Source organism: Syntrophotalea carbinolica DSM 2380, assembly GCF_000012885.1.
GTDB lineage: Bacteria > Desulfobacterota > Desulfuromonadia > Desulfuromonadales > Syntrophotaleaceae > Syntrophotalea > Syntrophotalea carbinolica.
The window spans coordinates 1,260,802-1,276,206 of sequence record NC_007498.2 but is presented as its reverse complement, the minus strand read 5'-3'; the positions used below and the strand labels follow the sequence as shown (position 1 = coordinate 1,276,206).

Here is a 15,405-nt window from a genome sequence, read left to right as displayed (position 1 = left end):
GCAGGCATAAATAACGGCCCCACTCGAAATACGAGCGGGGCCGTTTTATAAACCGCCGTCCCTTACCATCCGCTCACTTGAGTGCCGCTGTGAAGAAATCCGTCAGCTTATCCCAGGGAATCAGGTTGACCCGATCATACAGGTCCACATGCCCCGCGCCCGGAACGATGTAGAGTTCCTTCGGTTCGGCCGCCAGCCTGTAGGCGTCCTGGCTGAACTTTATGGAATGAGCCTTTTGGCCGGCAATGAACAACATGGGACGGGGTGAAATCGTCTCGATGTCGTTGAACGGATAGAAATTCATGAATTTGACGTTGCTGGTCAGGGTCGGATGGGTGGTCAGCTTCATCGATGAGCCTTGCGGAGTGTATTCCCCCCTGGGCGTGCGGTAGAACTCGTAGAACTCCCGCTCGATCGGAGTGGAATTTTCATTCAGTTCATGTACCGATCCGCTGGTGTATTTGGGGGTTACACCGGCGTACTCCACGTAGCGCTGCTCCGCCGCTTCTTTGAGTATCCGCTTTCTCTGCTCCAGAGTCAAAGACTGCCCGAGGGCATGCCGGTTGGCAGCACCCATATCGTACATGCTGACGGTGGCAATGGCCTTCAGACGCGGATCGATTTTGGCCGCGCTGATGGCGAAACCGCCGCTGCCGCAGATGCCGATAACGCCGATCCGCTCCCGGTCGACAAAGGCACGGGTCCCCAGGAAATCCACCGCTGCGCTGAAATCCTCGGCATAGATGTCCGGCAATACTGCGTTGCGCGGCTGCCCCTCGCTCTCTCCCCAGAAAGACAGATCCAGAGACAGGGTGACGAATCCCCGTTCCGCCATCTTGGTGGCATACAGATTGGCGCTCTGTTCCTTCACCGCCCCCATCGGATGCCCGACAACGATGGCAAGATTTTTGGCATCCTTGCCCAGGTTCTTAGGGACAAAAAGATTGCCGACCACCTTCATCCGGTATTGGTTTTGAAAGGTCACCTTGTGCACGGTGACCTTGTCGCTCTTGTAAAAGTTGGCGGCATCGCCGGGAGCATCGTAGGCGGACGCCGCGCCGGGGATGAACAGTCCCAGCCCCAACGTGATGCCGATGATTATTCGGAAGCAACCACCGATAAAGTTTTTTCGGTTCATGTCATACTCCCTTCAGCGTGTTACTTTACCGCCAATTTCAGAATATCTGCGATTCTCTGCTGGGGATACAGCGTATCCATCTGCCACAGCTTGGCATTGCCGAAGGCATTTTCCGCGATAGGGTCGACAGCATCCGCGGCGAGACCGGCCTGGGCGAAAGTGACCGGGGCCCCGATAGCGCTGAACCATTCGGTCATCTTGGCGATGCTGGCATCGCCGCCGGAAACACCGAATACCTTGTCGGCGAACCGTTCAAACCGTTCCGGCATCTGATTTTTGATGTCTTTCATCCAGGCGGGCAGCACCACCGCCAAGCCGGCACCGTGCGGCACGTTGTACAGCGCCGACATGGCATGCTCGATCATGTGAGTGTCGTAGGTATTTCCCTCGACGCCGGCGAAGGTGTTGCCGTTCAACGCCATGGTGGCGGCCCAGGCAAACTCGCCTCGCGCATCGTAATCGTCGGAATTTTTCAGCAGTGCATCGGTGGTACGCATGACGGTTTTGAGGATGCTTTCGATCAATTCGGCGCTGAATTCCGGAAGGTAGCCAGCGGTGAAATAGAGATCGAGACAGTGGGAAAAGATATCTACCGCCGAGTAGGCCAGATAGTCCCTGGGAACGCTGGCCATCAACTCGGGATTGATGACCGACACCTTGGGAAACAGCAGGGGCGAGACGATAGGGTATTTCTGGCGGGTTTCATCATTGGTCACCACGCCGGCCATGTTCATTTCGCTGCCGGTAGCGGCCAGGGTCATGATCGAGAACACCGGCAGGACCTCTTCGACCACCGCCTTACCGACAAAAAAGTCCCACACGTCGCTGTCGTATTTCGCGCCGGCGGCAACGGCCTTGGCGGAATCCAGCACCGAACCGCCGCCCACTGCCACGACGGCCTGCAGACCTTTTTCCTTGGCGATTTTGACGGCGTCGCGCACACGGCTGATCAGCGGGTTACTGATAACCCCGCCCACATCGGCGAAGGTGATGCCCTGTTCCTGCAGAGAGGCGGCCACGCGGTCGAACAGCCCGTTCTTCTTCACCCGCTCCGACCCGTACAGGATCAGGTCCGCTGTCGACGCAGAACTCTTTGAGGTATTGCCCAATATGGCTTTCTTTGTGTTTGCCGAATTCGATTCTGGTGGGGTTGAAAAAGGTAAAGTCGCGCATGGTGCCTCCTTGTAAGTGGTGTTGGGTTTGACCTTTTTTTCCTGTGGTTATGGTAGAGGGGCAGGGTGCAGAAAGAAATACACGGAACTCTTCGATTTTTGCCCGATCCTGCATGTGTTGGTGTTTGGGGGCCCGAGGTGGGAGGTAGGGTGGGAGGTAGGGACGCCCATGCGATTATGCGTTTCTAAAGACTTTCCATATGGACAGATGCAGCACTCCATATATTGAGTTGCCTCCCCTGGCAACTTTATGGCATATTTTTAATTATGCCACGCCAAGCACGCATAGATGCCCCTGGGGCCCTCCACCATATCATTTGTCGCGGTATAGAGCGTCGAGCAATTTTCCGCGACAATGTTGACCGGGACGATTTTGTATCCCGCCTATCGACTATTCTTTCAGAGACCTCCACAAGATGTTTTGCCTGGGCACTGATTCCCAATCATCTCCACCTGTTGTTGCAAACGGGGAAAACACCGATCGCTCATGTCATGCGCCGGTTGCTGACAGGTTACAGCGTAAAATTCAACCGCCGTCACAATCGACATGGGCACCTGTTCCAGAATCGCTACAAATCCATATTGTGTCAGGAAGAGCCGTACCTTTTGGAATTGGTTCGCTATCTTCACCTCAACCCACTGCGTGCCGGTATCGTAGCAACGTTGGAAGCGTTGGCAGATTTTCCCTATTGTGGGCATGGTTGCGTATTGGGAAAACATGCCCATAGCTGGCAGGCGGCCGACGAGGTTCTGGAGCATTTTGGGAAACGAACAAATATAGCCAGAAAAAATTACCTGCACTATGTTGCGGCGGGAATTGAACAAGGCAGGCGCCCCGATCTTGTCGGTGGCGGCTTGGTTCGAAGTGCGGGCGGCTGGCAAAGTTTGGCATCTTTGCGACAAGAACGATCCCACCAAAAAAGCGATGAACGTATTCTCGGAGATAGCGCGTTCGTCGAGTCGGTATTACGAGACGCCGACGAAGCTATGAAAAGGCAGAATCAGTGCCGGAGTCTGGATATCGATTTAGAAACAATGGTACTGATGGTTGCCGAAAAGTTTGGAGTTACGCCGGAGGATATCTGGAAAGGAGGCAAACAGCCAAAGAGGGTAGCGGCCCGAAGCCTCCTTTCCTTTTGGGCGGTCAAGGGACTTGGACGTTCAGCCACAGAAATTGCCGGTTGGTTGGGACTATCTCAATCGTCAGTGAGTAGATCGGTGCCACGTGGCGAAGTATTGGCCAGAAAAAACGGATGGAATCTGGAAGAGGAGATAAACGCATAATCGCATGGGCGTCCCCCCCTCCCCCCCCTCCTTTCACCCGTCATCACCAACCGCTGCCTGCCGCAAGCTATTCACATCCCGCAACGGTGGCGCCCCGAATAACCGGCTGTACTCGCGGCTGAACTGCGACGAACTTTCATATCCGACCTGAAAAGCCGCCCTGGTCGCATCCAGGTCTTCGGCCAGCATCAGTCGCCGTGCCTCCTGCAGGCGCAGGTGCTTCTGGTATTGCAACGGACTCAGGGAGGTCATGGCGCGAAAGTGACTGTGGAAGCTCGATGCGCTCATATTGGCCATTCCGGCCAGTTCGTCGATTCTCAATTGCTGAGCAAAGTTTGTTTTCAGCCATTCGATGGCCCGCGCCACCTGGTGGCTGCGGCTGCCGCTTGCGGCGATCTGGCGCAGCCTGTCGCCTTGATCGCCCACCAGTAGGCGATAGAGGATTTCCCGGTGCAACATCGGCGCGAGTATCGGGATATCCTCCGGTTCGTTTACCAGGGCAACAAGCCTTTGAAAAGCGCTGAGCAGGGGCAGAGTGACCTCGCCGGTCGACATGCATCGGTCGATGTCCCTGGTGCGCGTTGCGGGCAGATTGCTGTCGATCATCAGGCGAGACAGCTCGCGCATATCGAATTTCAGCACCAGCCCCAGGTACGGTTCCCCGGGACTGGCCGAAATGACCTGATAAGTTGTCGGCAGATAGACCGATGCAAGCAGGTATCTGTGGGCATCGTAGTCGAATGTCTCGTCCTCGAGATGGATCCTTTTGGCTCCTTGCGCAATCAGGCAGATACTGGGTTCGGTCAGACCGGGTTTCGGTTCGGTCGGTTGATCGTGGTGATAGAAGGTCAAACCCGGCACCGGCGTTTGGAACTCACCACAACCTGTGGTCCATCGGGCAATATCCGCCACCAACGCTGTGAGCGGCTCGCTCTTGGTTAACGCAACCACCGATCCATCAACATTCTGTTTTTTCATTCTTTTCCCCCTCTTTCGGTTATCTAGATCATAACAATCCCTACTCCCCCAGGCAATATCTCGCATTGGTTTTGGAGGATCAGGCAAAAAATCAAAAGGATTAATCTATCCGGATTATTCCTTCGGGGAGTAGTCTTGTAGCCGCAAAGTGACCCACATCGCGATCCAGGAAGAGCTCGACGGCAAATCGGTAGACTGGCTGGAACATGTCAGCGACGAACAATACCAACCAACCTAGTATCCCTTGCGAGTAGTCATGAATTAACCGCACGGGACACTGCTGAAAGGAAAGAGTTCATGGACAAGTATTACGACGACAAGGTCGCCCTGGTGACCGGTGCCGCATCGGGCATGGGTCTGGCAACGGCCAAAGCCTTCGCCAAAGCGGGAGCTGCGGTGGCGCTGGCCGATATCAGTGAAGAGGCGGTTCAAAAGGTCACGAAAGAGCTTGTTGCCGAAGGGCACAAGGCCTTGGCGATCCATTGCGATGTTACGGACGAAGCACAGGTTGCGTCCATGGTGGATCGAACGGTTGCAACTTTCGGGCGTTTGGATGCCGCATACAACAATGCGGGCATCCAGGTTCCGCCGAGCGATGCCGCCGACGAGCCTGCGGAATACTTCGATCGCGTCATCGCGGTAAACTTGCGCGGCATATGGGCCTGCATGAAACACGAATTGCGCCACATGCGCGAGCAGCAGAGCGGCGCCATAGTCAATTGCTCCTCGATCGGCGGCCTGATCGGCCTGCCGGGGCGAGCCTCTTACCATGCCTCCAAGCACGGCGTCATCGGGCTGACTCGCAGTGCGGCAGTCGAATACGCGCCACGGGGCATCCGTATCAATGCGGTCTGCCCGGGGACCATCGATACCCCCATGGTGTCCGACATGCTGAAGACCCAGGCCGATGCCATGAATGAGATCATGCGCGAGCAATCGTTAGGACGGCTCGGCCGGGCGGACGAGATCGCGGACGCCGTTCTCTGGTTATGCGGGCCCGGCTCGACTTTCGTCATAGGTCAGGCGATTGCCGTGGATGGCGGATTCACCGTCCATTGATGCGAACGTGCGATGGTGCCAAACGATCAAGACGCGGATGCCAAAAATCCGAACCGCCACCTATATCTCTACACTTCGGGGTAAAACCATGAAAAAGCTGACATTGATTTTCATCCTTACGACGCTCGCCGCGTCCGTTGTGTATGCCGGTTCCGAAAAAACTCCCGAACCGGAAAAAAAATCTCAAGTAGCCTACCGGGCCGAGTCGCAACAGTCTTTCAAAGGGCCAGAAAAGTGGTTCACCGGTAACGTGCAGGTCGACCTGCTGTTCCCAGCCAACGAAACCGCCCATTACTCCGGCGCCTATGTCACCTTTCAGCCGGGTGCCAGAACCGCCTGGCACCTGCATCCTGCGGGACAGCATATGATCGTTACTTCCGGTGTCGCCCTGACCGGGACGCGGGATGGCAGGATGATGCGCTTCAAAGCCGGTGACACAGTCTGGTGCCCGCGCGGCATCGACCACTGGCACGGTGCCACGCCCGACGCTCCCATGACCCACCTGGTCATTACCGGCGCCCTCAATGGTCAAAACGTGGTCTGGAAGGAAAAAGTCACCGACGAGCAGTACAATGGCAAATAAGGATTTCGTCATGAATAAAAAGCGGACCGCGTTTCTAACCATTCTGATGACCTTGATGTTTAGCTTTCCAGCCATTGCGGAGGCAAAAAACATGGAAAAAGTTCAGACTCTGAATGCAAGACAGCAAGCCATCGTCCCCATCGCCGCCTTTACCGCTAACGGCGACCTGGACAAGTTAAAACCAGCCCTGGTCGATGGACTTGATGCCGGTTTGACGGTCAATGAAATCAAGGAAATCCTGGTGCAGATGTATGCTTATGCGGGCTTCCCACGCAGCCTCAACGGCATTCACGCCTTCATGGCCGTCCTGGATGAACGGCAGACCAAAGGTATCGATGATGAGATGGGCAAAGAAGCCGGTCCCACGCCTGCCGACCTGGACAAGGATAAATACGGGGCTGAAGTGAGGGCAAAGCTAGCGGGCCTGGAAACGGATATCTCTTCTGCAAAATGGCAACAATTCGCCCCCGCCATCGACACTTTCCTCAAGGAACATCTGTTTGCCGACATCTTTGTCCGCGCCATCCTCAACCATCAGGAAAGGGAGCTGGCCACAATCGGCGCTCTGGCCGCCATGCCGGGTACGGAGGGGCAGCTGCATTTCCATTTCGGTGCCGCGATGAATACCGGATTCAGCGAAGCCCAAATGAAGGATTTTATCTCCGTGCTTGATGTAAAGGTCGGGAAAAAAGAAGCCGAAAGTGCTCGTAAGGTTCTGAACGCAGTGCTGGTCAGCAGGAAATAGCACTGCTGTAATTTGGAGTGAAAAGATTTCGGAATCTGAATCCTTACCGATCCACAACGAACGATGAAAAAGGATTGATATGCCAAGGACGACACAAAAAATCTGGACCGACAGTGAAAAAGTTCTGGTTATTTATTTCTCCCGCTCCGGCAACACTCGGGAAATCGCCCATCGGATCCATCAGATTGTGGGCGGGGACATCGTGGAAATTGAACCGGCCGACCCGTATCCCGAAGACTACAATGCGGTTGTGAAGCAGGCCAAGGCAGAGCTGAACTCAGGTTATAAACCGCCGCTGAAGTCCAAAATCGAAAATATCGAATCCTGCGATGTCATTTTCCTCGGGTCGCCAAACTGGTTGCAAACGATAGCCCCGCCGGTGCAATCGTTTCTGTCGCAAGCCGATCTCTCCGGAAAAACCATTGCTCCTTTTATCACACACGGTGGCGGTGGCAGCGGGAGAAGCGTTGCGGATATCGCAGAGCTTTGCCAGGAATCAACTATTCTGGATGCTCTTGTTGTTCGGGGATGTAAACCGGGAAAAAACGCAATCGCGGAATGGCTGTCAAAATTATTCAGAAGATCCCACAAACTCTGAAAACTGAGATGGGGGCATGTAACTTTCCAGCTTCAACCTTGTCGGCCCCCCATGGCAAAGCCCCCCATACGGCTAGTGACACGAGACCAAAGGATTCCAGGGAAACATCAATACATTCTCCAACACTTTAAGTAAACGGCTTGTCATCCGGCTCAGCGGTCTTTTTTCTGCGGTTTTCGTGACGCAGCAAGTTCGGGCCGCGCGATGCACTCCAGGGGCTTTAAGGGGTGAGCCCGAAGACTGGTCCCAACTACCTGGCTGTCCTTCTCCATCTCCTCGGAAAAACAGGCGTAACCGTTACGGCCCCGGCTCTTGGCGGCATACATGGCGATATCCGCCCTCTTCAGCAATACGCCCAACTCCTGACCATGCTCCGGATAAAGCACCATGCCTATGCTGGGCGTCACATTAAGCTGCTGGGACTCGACCTGAAACGGCACCTTCATAACCTTGAGGATCTTCTCCGCCACGGTCGTGGGCTGGTCGACGTTCTCCAGGCCCGGCAAAAGCACCACGAATTCGTCGCCGCCAAGACGCGCCACGGTATCGTTGCGGCGGATACAGGAGTTCAGGCGTTGGGCCGCAGCCTGCAACACCATATCTCCCGCAGCGTGCCCATAGGTATCGTTTATCTCCTTGAAGCGATCGAGATCCAGGTACAGCAGGGCCAGCATCCTGCCATCGCGCTGCGCCTGAGCAAGACTTTGGTCGAGTCGATTGGCCAGCAATGTACGATTCGGCAGACCGGTCAGAGCATCGTAAAAAGCCAACTGGCGAACCTGTTCCTGCGCCTTTTTGCGATCGCTGACATCGAGCATGACGCCCTGAAAATGGGTAACCGCATCGCCTTGGTCGCGGCCAAGCCAAAGCCGCACATCGACCCAGGCAATATCGCCGTTGTATTTGATCAGGCGAAACTCCAGTGATAACTGTTCGTCACGTCCCCGCTTTATTGCCGAGATCGCTGCAGATAATGCTTTTTCCACGTCGTCCGGGTGCACAATGGACAAAAAATCGACCTTGCCGGAAGTAAAATCCGTGGGCTCGTAACCGAACTGCCGAATATTGTCGGACACAAACTCCGCCGCCCACTTATCTCTCAGCCGCCACAAAAAGGCCACCGCCGGACTCTGATTGACAATCGACTCCAATTCCTGGCGTTGCGCGGATGTGGCTCGCAGCTCCGATTCAGCGCGGGTGCGTTCGATAATCTCCCGATTGAGTTCGTTACGCGAGGCCGTCACGTCCTTGAGATTATCGATCATGCGGTCGAAAGCCCGGGCCAACTGCCCGATTTCATCGCCCTGAGTCATATTCAAATGCCGGTCGAGACGACCTTTTCCGATACGCTCGAACAGTGCGATAGCCCTTTCCAGAGGACGCACAATACCCCTGGAGACATAAAAACCGATCACCAGGGAAAGCAGCACTATGCCCAACGCAGCGGCCGAGATCGATAAGACTGTCCGCGATAGCGAATCGACGAAACGGTTCTGTATATCGGCGTAATCGTCCCGATAGGCCCCGGCCACAATAACCCAATCCCATGGCTCGAAATAGGTCACGGCAACCAGTTTTGCGCGATAGGGCTCCTCCGCTCTATGTCGCCACGGATATTGTTCGAAAATAACGGGGATCTCATCGTTGCTGTGCGGCCTGCGGGAAAGCTGCGAGGCCTTCTGCAGCAGACGGTGCGCGACAATCTGTATCTGCCGGTCCTCGTTTAAGATGGCCGACTTGCCATCGTAACGGGTCAGGGGCGAAATAAGCATTTTACCCCGCTGACTGCCTTTGCTGCCGAGAATATACACATAACCGGTTTTTCCGACCACGAGATCGAGAATCCCGCTTCGCAGGCTCTCCAGACTCTCTTGCCGATACCCGACATACAGGGCACCGACAAGGTGTTTGCCCGTGTTGTCCATGATCGGTTCGTAACGGGTAACATACCAATCGTTCACGACAAAGGAACTGCCCACATAAGGCTTCCCGCTCATCAGCGCGCCGATAACCGGATTCAGACTGCCGTCCGGATTACGTTGGGGGATATAGGTGCCGATAGCCCGTGTGCCGTCATCGTTAAGAACATTGGTGGCCACGCGCAGCATATCGCCGGACTCGTTCATCCGCTGAAACAGCGTGCAAGTCACCCCCAACGTTTTCTGCACCTGATCGACAATCGGAGATTCGCGGGTGATGTCGGCATTCTGACCAAGCCAGCGGGCGCCGACCAGCACCTTGGGCAGTTCTATGGCTTTGACGCTTTTATCGAACTGATTTTCGGCACTCCACCGAACCCGTTCAGGACTGAAAGACAGCCCGCCCTGCTTATCAAGCAGCTTGGTGGCAACATCGAGATTGCGTTTTAAGGACTCGTCCTGAAGCTGCTGGACGGACCGGCACATGAGATAGACGCTCTCCGCCACCTTGCGCGTTTCATTATGAATAAAGCTCTCCATTTCCTCATCGATAGCGGTATCGAGGACATGGACCTGATCGATAGATATCCCGACGATGGTGAATGCCGTAATCAATACCAGCATCAACCCCATACCGATAATCTTGGTACGAATCTTCATATATAGACCTGAGTTTTAGTGAGGCGGGACTAAACAATTTCATAAAGACATAACAAAATAGTCCCGTGCTTGAAGATCCGCCACAAAAACCCTTGCAAGACCTCAGGAGAAATATCCGCCTATCATGCTAACCTCAATCGGCAGCACAGATAAACGAAGCGCGGGAATAAAAACCAACCAATGTTTTACCACAGCATAATTTGCCATTATAGACCATACTTATCGGCCAAAGCCATAGCAAATTTTAGAGAAAAAACCCCCTTGTCACTCACCTGCGATTTGTCTATAGTGGTCGTGCAGAAAGACTCTCTGCTCTGCAGGTGAGGTTTTATTTGCCCCAGCGGAATATTTTTCAAAACGGGTTGAACAAGGATGTGTTGTGTGCCAGCCCAACCTGGATTGGGACGCCTGATACGCAGCCTGTGATTCCCACTTATTTAGGACTCGCTTGGAGGCCTGAAAACCCACGGCAGCAGTGGAGAGTTTTCTACCGGAAGCGCGCGGATATCAACCGGGCGCTTTCTGTTTTAAAACGCTTACGGGCGGAATTTATCGACAGGTAAGCAAGCCGGGACCTCAAGCCGGAAAAATCCACCTCTGCAGCCCACGCTTCGCAATCGTTCACCCTCTGCAGCAGACCTGTCTGACGCCCCTATTTCATATCCATTATCGATGCTCCGGCAGGAGCGTTATTACTACAGGAATCCGCTCCGTCATGTCCTCCAGCCAGACTCTCCAGCAGCCATCGGCAAAAGAAGAAACCGCCGCTTCCGATATCTTGCGTATCCAGCTTCACGACAAACAGGTGGTTCTCATCGGCACCGCCCATATTTCACGGGATTCCGTCGACACGGTCCGTCGCATCATCGAAACGGAACAGCCGGACGCCGTCTGTGTCGAGCTCGACCAGCAACGTTACGAAGCGATTCGCGACCCCCACCGCTGGCGCTCTTTGAACCTCATCCAGGTACTGCGTCGTGGACAGGGGGCCTTTTTGTTGGCCAACCTGGCGCTGTCGTCGTTCCAGAAGCGCATGGGCATGGGAACCGGTGTGAAGCCGGGCGAAGAACTGGCTGCAGCAGCCGAGGAAGCCGAGCAGCGTGATCTGCATCTGAGCCTCATTGACCGCAACATCCGCACCACCTTGCTGCGCGCCTGGCGTCGCACCGGTCTCTGGAAAAAACTCCAACTGTTTTCGGCTCTGGTGGCGGGCATGTTTGACAACAGCAGTATGGATGAAGAACAACTCGCGGAGCTGCGCCAGCAGGATACGCTTTCCGCTCTGTTGGAGGAGATGGGGGATAATCTTCCGGAATTAAAAACGGTCCTGGTGGACGAACGGGATCGTTACATGGCCTACCATATTGCCCAGACCCCCGGGCACAAGATCGTTGCGGTGGTCGGAGCGGCGCATGTCCCGGGCATTCGGAAAAACCTGCCTTGCTCCATGACCGAAAAAGATATTCAGGACATCAGCCGGATTCCTGAAAAATCCCTTTTATCCAAATCGATTCCCTGGCTGATACCTTCCATGGTCGTGGCGCTGTTTGTCGCGGGATTCTTTCTCGGAGATCGGGCGCGTCTGGCCGATGCGGCAACAGCCTGGTTCCTGGCCAACGGCGTACTGTCCGCCCTGGGGGCCATCATCGCCCTGGGGCACCCTTTGACCGTGATCACCGCCTTTATCGCCGCGCCCTTCACTTCTCTTAATCCGACCATCGGTGCCGGCTTTGTCACCGGCCTTGTTCAGGCATGCCTGGCCGCCCCTACCGTACAGGACCTGGAAACCGTCGGCGACGACCTGGCCACCCTGCGCGGCTGGTGGGGAAACCGCCTTACCCGGGTTCTGCTGGTCTTCTTGTTTTCCAATCTGGGCTCGACTGCCGGTACCTTTATGGCCTTCCACTGGCTCAAGGATCTTATCTGACAAGGCCCGACTCAGACTCCGAAGGCCTGTCCGCGGCTTCGCCGCCCACCTGCATCGTCACCTCGGCCATCTGCCCGGAGGACTCCGGGCGCTGCTTCAAGGCTGCCTGCAACTCCTGATCCCGCTCATAGACATCGTTACGAAACTGCAATCGGCCCTGCACATCGACCCAGGCTGTGCGATACAGAATGTGCACGGGAATGGGATTTTTGAGTCGGACCGTGTAGGGTTTGGAAGCGGCCATTTCCTTTTTTATGCGTTCCGAGTCCCACCCCTTTTGCCCGTCAAGCAGATAAATGGCAAGCTCCAGAGGTCTGGCTATGCGGATACAACCGGAACTGAAGGTGCGCTGCTGTTTGGCAAAAAGATACTGGGCCGGGGTATCGTGCAGATAGACATGGTACGCATTGGGGAACATGAACTTCACTTTCCCCAGAGGATTCCAGGGACCCGGTTTCTGCCTTAACATACCAGGAAAGCTCTTTGCCGTTATCGTCTTCCAATCGATGGATGCCGCATCGATAGTACGATTCGGATCCTTCCCCCAAGCCACGATTTCATAATGATGGGAGTCGAGATAATCGGGATTGGCTTTGATTACCGGCAATTTATCCTGCTCGAGTATGGTGGGGGGAACCGTCCAGTATGGCGCAAAAACCAGATAGGTCATTAGTGCAGAAAACACCGGAGTACGGCGAAAGGAGGTACCGACCACCACCGGCATGCGCATGATTTCACGCCCACCGTCGACCAACGTCAAAGTAAAATCGGTAATATCGACCTGTAGATAGCGATCGCCCGCATCCTGCTTCGGCCAGCGCTCTCGCTCGAGGTTAAGACCAAGCTGCTCTATCCGCCGGCCAACCGGAACATTGATCTGCGCCAGCGTATCCTTGCCCAGTACGCCGTCCGCACGCAAACCGTGCCGAACCTGAAAACGTTTCAAAGCCGCCACGGTCACCGCGTCCATCCGCCACCCCGACGACTGCCTGGATGATTCCAAGTCGCCGACCAGCACCAGAAAGCGCCTCAAGGCCGGCAGACGGGCGTCGCGATCACCAGGCCTTACCGGTGGTCCATCCGCCAGAACCGGCCATCCCCCGCCAAGAGCCAACTGGCGATAATGAGCCAGGTAGACCGCCAGCCTCTGATATCCGGCCCGGTAAGGCAGAATCTCCTCCAAAACCGCGGCCACCTCGCCCTTCCGCAGTACCTGGTGCAAAACACCAACGGCATCGATAGCGGAGACGGCAGACTGCCACTCGGCAGCATAGAGCTGAACGGGATCGACCCTTCCGTTTATCAGGTGGGATACGAATTTTAAAAAACTGTCGCTAAGCAACAGGTCGAGCAAGGCCAGGCCGGTCGGATCGCATTGTACTCCGTAGCTCTGGGAAAGATGCGCCAATTCCAGGCAGGTAGCCAGGGTGGCAACATGATAATCCGCCGGTCGCAAGCCTTCGGCGGCCACACCCTGCACACGCGCAATCCATTGCTGGGCCACAGGGGTAACACGTCCGTCATGAAACCAGGCAGGGCGATAACCACGCTGGCGATAAAAAGAAATCAGATCTTTATGCAGCTGGACCTGCAGCCCTTCCATCTGCAGAACCGGAGCGGCACCCCCACCACTGCTGACAAAAGGCTCGATCATCTCTCGCAACTGGTTCGCGACGGTAAGGGGTTTCTGAGCGTCCTCCTCCGGGCTTTGCGCAAAAGCCACCGAGCCGAGGGAAAACAGCGCCAGCACGAACACCACGATCCAGTTTCGAAAACATGCCAAGCTCAATGCCCAACAACCTTTCTGTGAGGGTAAGCAAAGACCATCCGTCGGATAGTATAAATGTACCGCAAATTGCTTAACCTCGCCGCCCGGCAACCGATAAAATTCCGTTAGCCCGGCGGCAGGTCAGGCAATCCACACGGTCTGAACATTCACGAACTCCATCAAACCGTAATGGGACAGCTCGCGCCCATAGCCCGACGCCTTGATCCCTCCGAACGGCAGGCGCGGATCGCTCTTGACCATGCCATTGACGAAAACCGCCCCGGCTTCGATGCGTTCCGCCAGGGCCCGGCCCCGTGTGGTATCGCGATCCCAGACGGAAGCCCCAAGGCCATACGGGGTATCGTTCGCCACCGCGACGGCCTGCTCGCTGTCGGCAACCCGGATAACCGAAGCCACCGGCCCGAACAATTCCTCGTCATAGGCCGGCATCCCTGGCACGACATCGGCCAGAATGGTGGGCGCATAGTAAAACCCTGCTCGATCCAGAGCCTTGCCGCCGGTCACCAGACGCGCACCTGCGGCCAAAGAGGCTTGCACCTGCTGATGCAATTCGTCACGCAGGTCTCCCCGGGCCTGGGGACCGACCTGCGTAGCGTCATCCAGCGGATCGCCGACAACCAGACCGTCCATAGCGGCTTTCAACAACCCCAAAAACTCTTCGTAAATCTCATCACATACGATAAAACGTTTGGCGGCAATACAGCTCTGGCCGGAATTCAGGCAGCGGGAGCGCGCTCCGACCTGCGCGGCCTGCTCCAGGCCGGCACCGGAGGTGACGATAAAGGGGTCGCTGCCACCCAGTTCCAGCACGGTTTTTTTGAGCATTTGGCCTGCCTTGGCAGCCACTTTACGACCGGCCGGTTCGCTGCCGGTAAGGGTCACAGCCCGCACATGGGCATGCTCGATCACCTTATCAACGGCACCGGAACCGATCAGCAGAGTCCGGAACACGTCGGGCGGGAACCCCGCTTCGGCAAACAGCTCCTCGATGACCAGCGCGCAGCGCGGCACGTTGGAGGAATGCTTCAGCAAGGCCGTGTTGCCGGCCATTAAGGCCGGGGCCGCAAAACGGAAGACCTGCCAAAAAGGAAAATTCCAGGGCATCACCGCCAACACCACCCCCAGAGGGCGAAACGCCACGAAAGACCGGGATGCATCACTGGCTACAGGCTGATCGGCCAGCATGGCAGGTGCCTGCTGCGCATAGTATTCGCAGACCCATGCGCACTTCTCGATCTCTCCCCGAGCTTCGGCAACCGGCTTGCCCATCTCCAGCGTCATCATACGCGCCAGTTCTTCGGAGCGGGTGCGCAACCGTTGCGCCACGGCAAGAAGCCGCGCGCTGCGTTCCTCAAAACAGACATGCCGCCAGTCCAGCCAGGCGCCGTGCACCCGGTCGATAATTTCGCTGATCTTGGCGGTATCGTATACTTCGAATGTCTCGTTCACTTCGCCAGTGGCGGGATTCATGGAAACCATGCTCATCGAATTATCTCCTTATTATATTGATCATTCTTTAATTGCGTTTTGTTTTTTCCATACCGAAGGCCAAA

The 15,405-nt window shown here is 55.8% G+C and carries 11 protein-coding genes, 1 other RNA gene and 2 pseudogenes; 8 read left to right on the top strand and 6 right to left on the bottom strand.

Going from position 1 to position 15,405, the window contains the following annotated elements; all coding sequences use genetic code 11:
• Nucleotides 1-73: 73 nt before the first annotated feature.
• Nucleotides 74-1,138, bottom strand: coding sequence for an alpha/beta hydrolase (locus tag PCAR_RS06250; RefSeq protein ID WP_011340805.1), 1,065 nt, complete (start codon nucleotides 1,136-1,138; stop codon nucleotides 74-76).
• 20 nt (nucleotides 1,139-1,158) lie between these two features.
• Nucleotides 1,159-2,311, bottom strand: a pseudogene (locus PCAR_RS06245) (iron-containing alcohol dehydrogenase).
• 266 nt (nucleotides 2,312-2,577) lie between these two features.
• Here PCAR_RS06245 and PCAR_RS06240 point away from each other — a divergent pair.
• Nucleotides 2,578-3,594 (top strand): transposase, encoded by a 1,017-nt coding sequence (locus PCAR_RS06240; RefSeq protein ID WP_011340803.1) that lies wholly within the window; start codon nucleotides 2,578-2,580, stop codon nucleotides 3,592-3,594.
• A gap of 33 nt (nucleotides 3,595-3,627) precedes the next feature.
• On the opposite strand, the gene PCAR_RS06235 is transcribed toward PCAR_RS06240, so the two are convergent.
• Nucleotides 3,628-4,572, bottom strand: a complete 945-nt coding sequence (locus PCAR_RS06235) for an AraC family transcriptional regulator (RefSeq protein WP_011340802.1) — start codon at nucleotides 4,570-4,572, stop codon at nucleotides 3,628-3,630.
• A gap of 133 nt (nucleotides 4,573-4,705) precedes the next feature.
• Here PCAR_RS06235 and PCAR_RS19225 point away from each other — a divergent pair.
• From PCAR_RS19225 to PCAR_RS06215, 5 genes and pseudogenes are all read left to right on the top strand, one after another.
• A pseudogene (locus PCAR_RS19225) lies at nucleotides 4,706-4,810 on the top strand ((R)-mandelonitrile lyase); the annotation flags it as partial.
• 59 nt (nucleotides 4,811-4,869) lie between these two features.
• On the top strand, nucleotides 4,870-5,631 hold the full coding sequence (locus PCAR_RS06230) for an SDR family NAD(P)-dependent oxidoreductase (protein ID WP_011340801.1): 762 nt from the start codon (nucleotides 4,870-4,872) through the stop codon (nucleotides 5,629-5,631).
• An 88-nt stretch (nucleotides 5,632-5,719) separates the two neighbouring features.
• Nucleotides 5,720-6,214, top strand: coding sequence for a (R)-mandelonitrile lyase (locus tag PCAR_RS06225; protein WP_011340800.1), 495 nt, complete (start codon nucleotides 5,720-5,722; stop codon nucleotides 6,212-6,214).
• A 10-nt stretch (nucleotides 6,215-6,224) separates the two neighbouring features.
• Nucleotides 6,225-6,959, top strand: coding sequence for a carboxymuconolactone decarboxylase family protein (locus PCAR_RS06220; RefSeq protein WP_011340799.1), 735 nt, complete (start codon nucleotides 6,225-6,227; stop codon nucleotides 6,957-6,959).
• A gap of 79 nt (nucleotides 6,960-7,038) precedes the next feature.
• On the top strand, nucleotides 7,039-7,557 hold the full coding sequence (locus PCAR_RS06215) for a flavodoxin (protein ID WP_011340798.1): 519 nt from the start codon (nucleotides 7,039-7,041) through the stop codon (nucleotides 7,555-7,557).
• A 152-nt stretch (nucleotides 7,558-7,709) separates the two neighbouring features.
• On the opposite strand, the gene PCAR_RS17725 is transcribed toward PCAR_RS06215, so the two are convergent.
• Nucleotides 7,710-10,136, bottom strand: a complete 2,427-nt coding sequence (locus PCAR_RS17725) for a Cache 3/Cache 2 fusion domain-containing protein (RefSeq protein WP_011340797.1) — start codon at nucleotides 10,134-10,136, stop codon at nucleotides 7,710-7,712.
• Nucleotides 10,137-10,439: 303 nt separating this feature from the next.
• Between PCAR_RS17725 and ssrS the strand changes: the two genes are divergently transcribed.
• Together ssrS and PCAR_RS06205 are read left to right on the top strand one after the other, a co-directional pair.
• A non-coding RNA gene (ssrS, locus tag PCAR_RS18335) (6S RNA) lies at nucleotides 10,440-10,622 on the top strand.
• Nucleotides 10,623-10,851: 229 nt separating this feature from the next.
• Nucleotides 10,852-12,063: a TraB/GumN family protein gene (locus tag PCAR_RS06205; RefSeq protein WP_011340795.1), complete on the top strand. Its 1,212-nt coding sequence runs from the start codon at nucleotides 10,852-10,854 to the stop codon at nucleotides 12,061-12,063.
• Here the strand turns inward: PCAR_RS06205 and PCAR_RS06200 are convergent.
• Together PCAR_RS06200 and PCAR_RS06195 are read right to left on the bottom strand one after the other, a co-directional pair.
• Nucleotides 12,056-13,846: a L,D-transpeptidase family protein gene (locus tag PCAR_RS06200; protein ID WP_148204307.1), complete on the bottom strand. Its 1,791-nt coding sequence runs from the start codon at nucleotides 13,844-13,846 to the stop codon at nucleotides 12,056-12,058. The genes PCAR_RS06205 and PCAR_RS06200 overlap by 8 nt on opposite strands.
• 126 nt (nucleotides 13,847-13,972) lie before the next feature.
• Nucleotides 13,973-15,337 carry an NAD-dependent succinate-semialdehyde dehydrogenase gene (locus tag PCAR_RS06195; protein ID WP_011340793.1) on the bottom strand — a complete coding sequence of 455 codons (1,365 nt, stop codon included), beginning with the start codon at nucleotides 15,335-15,337 and terminating at the stop codon, nucleotides 13,973-13,975.
• Nucleotides 15,338-15,405: the final 68 nt, after the last annotated feature.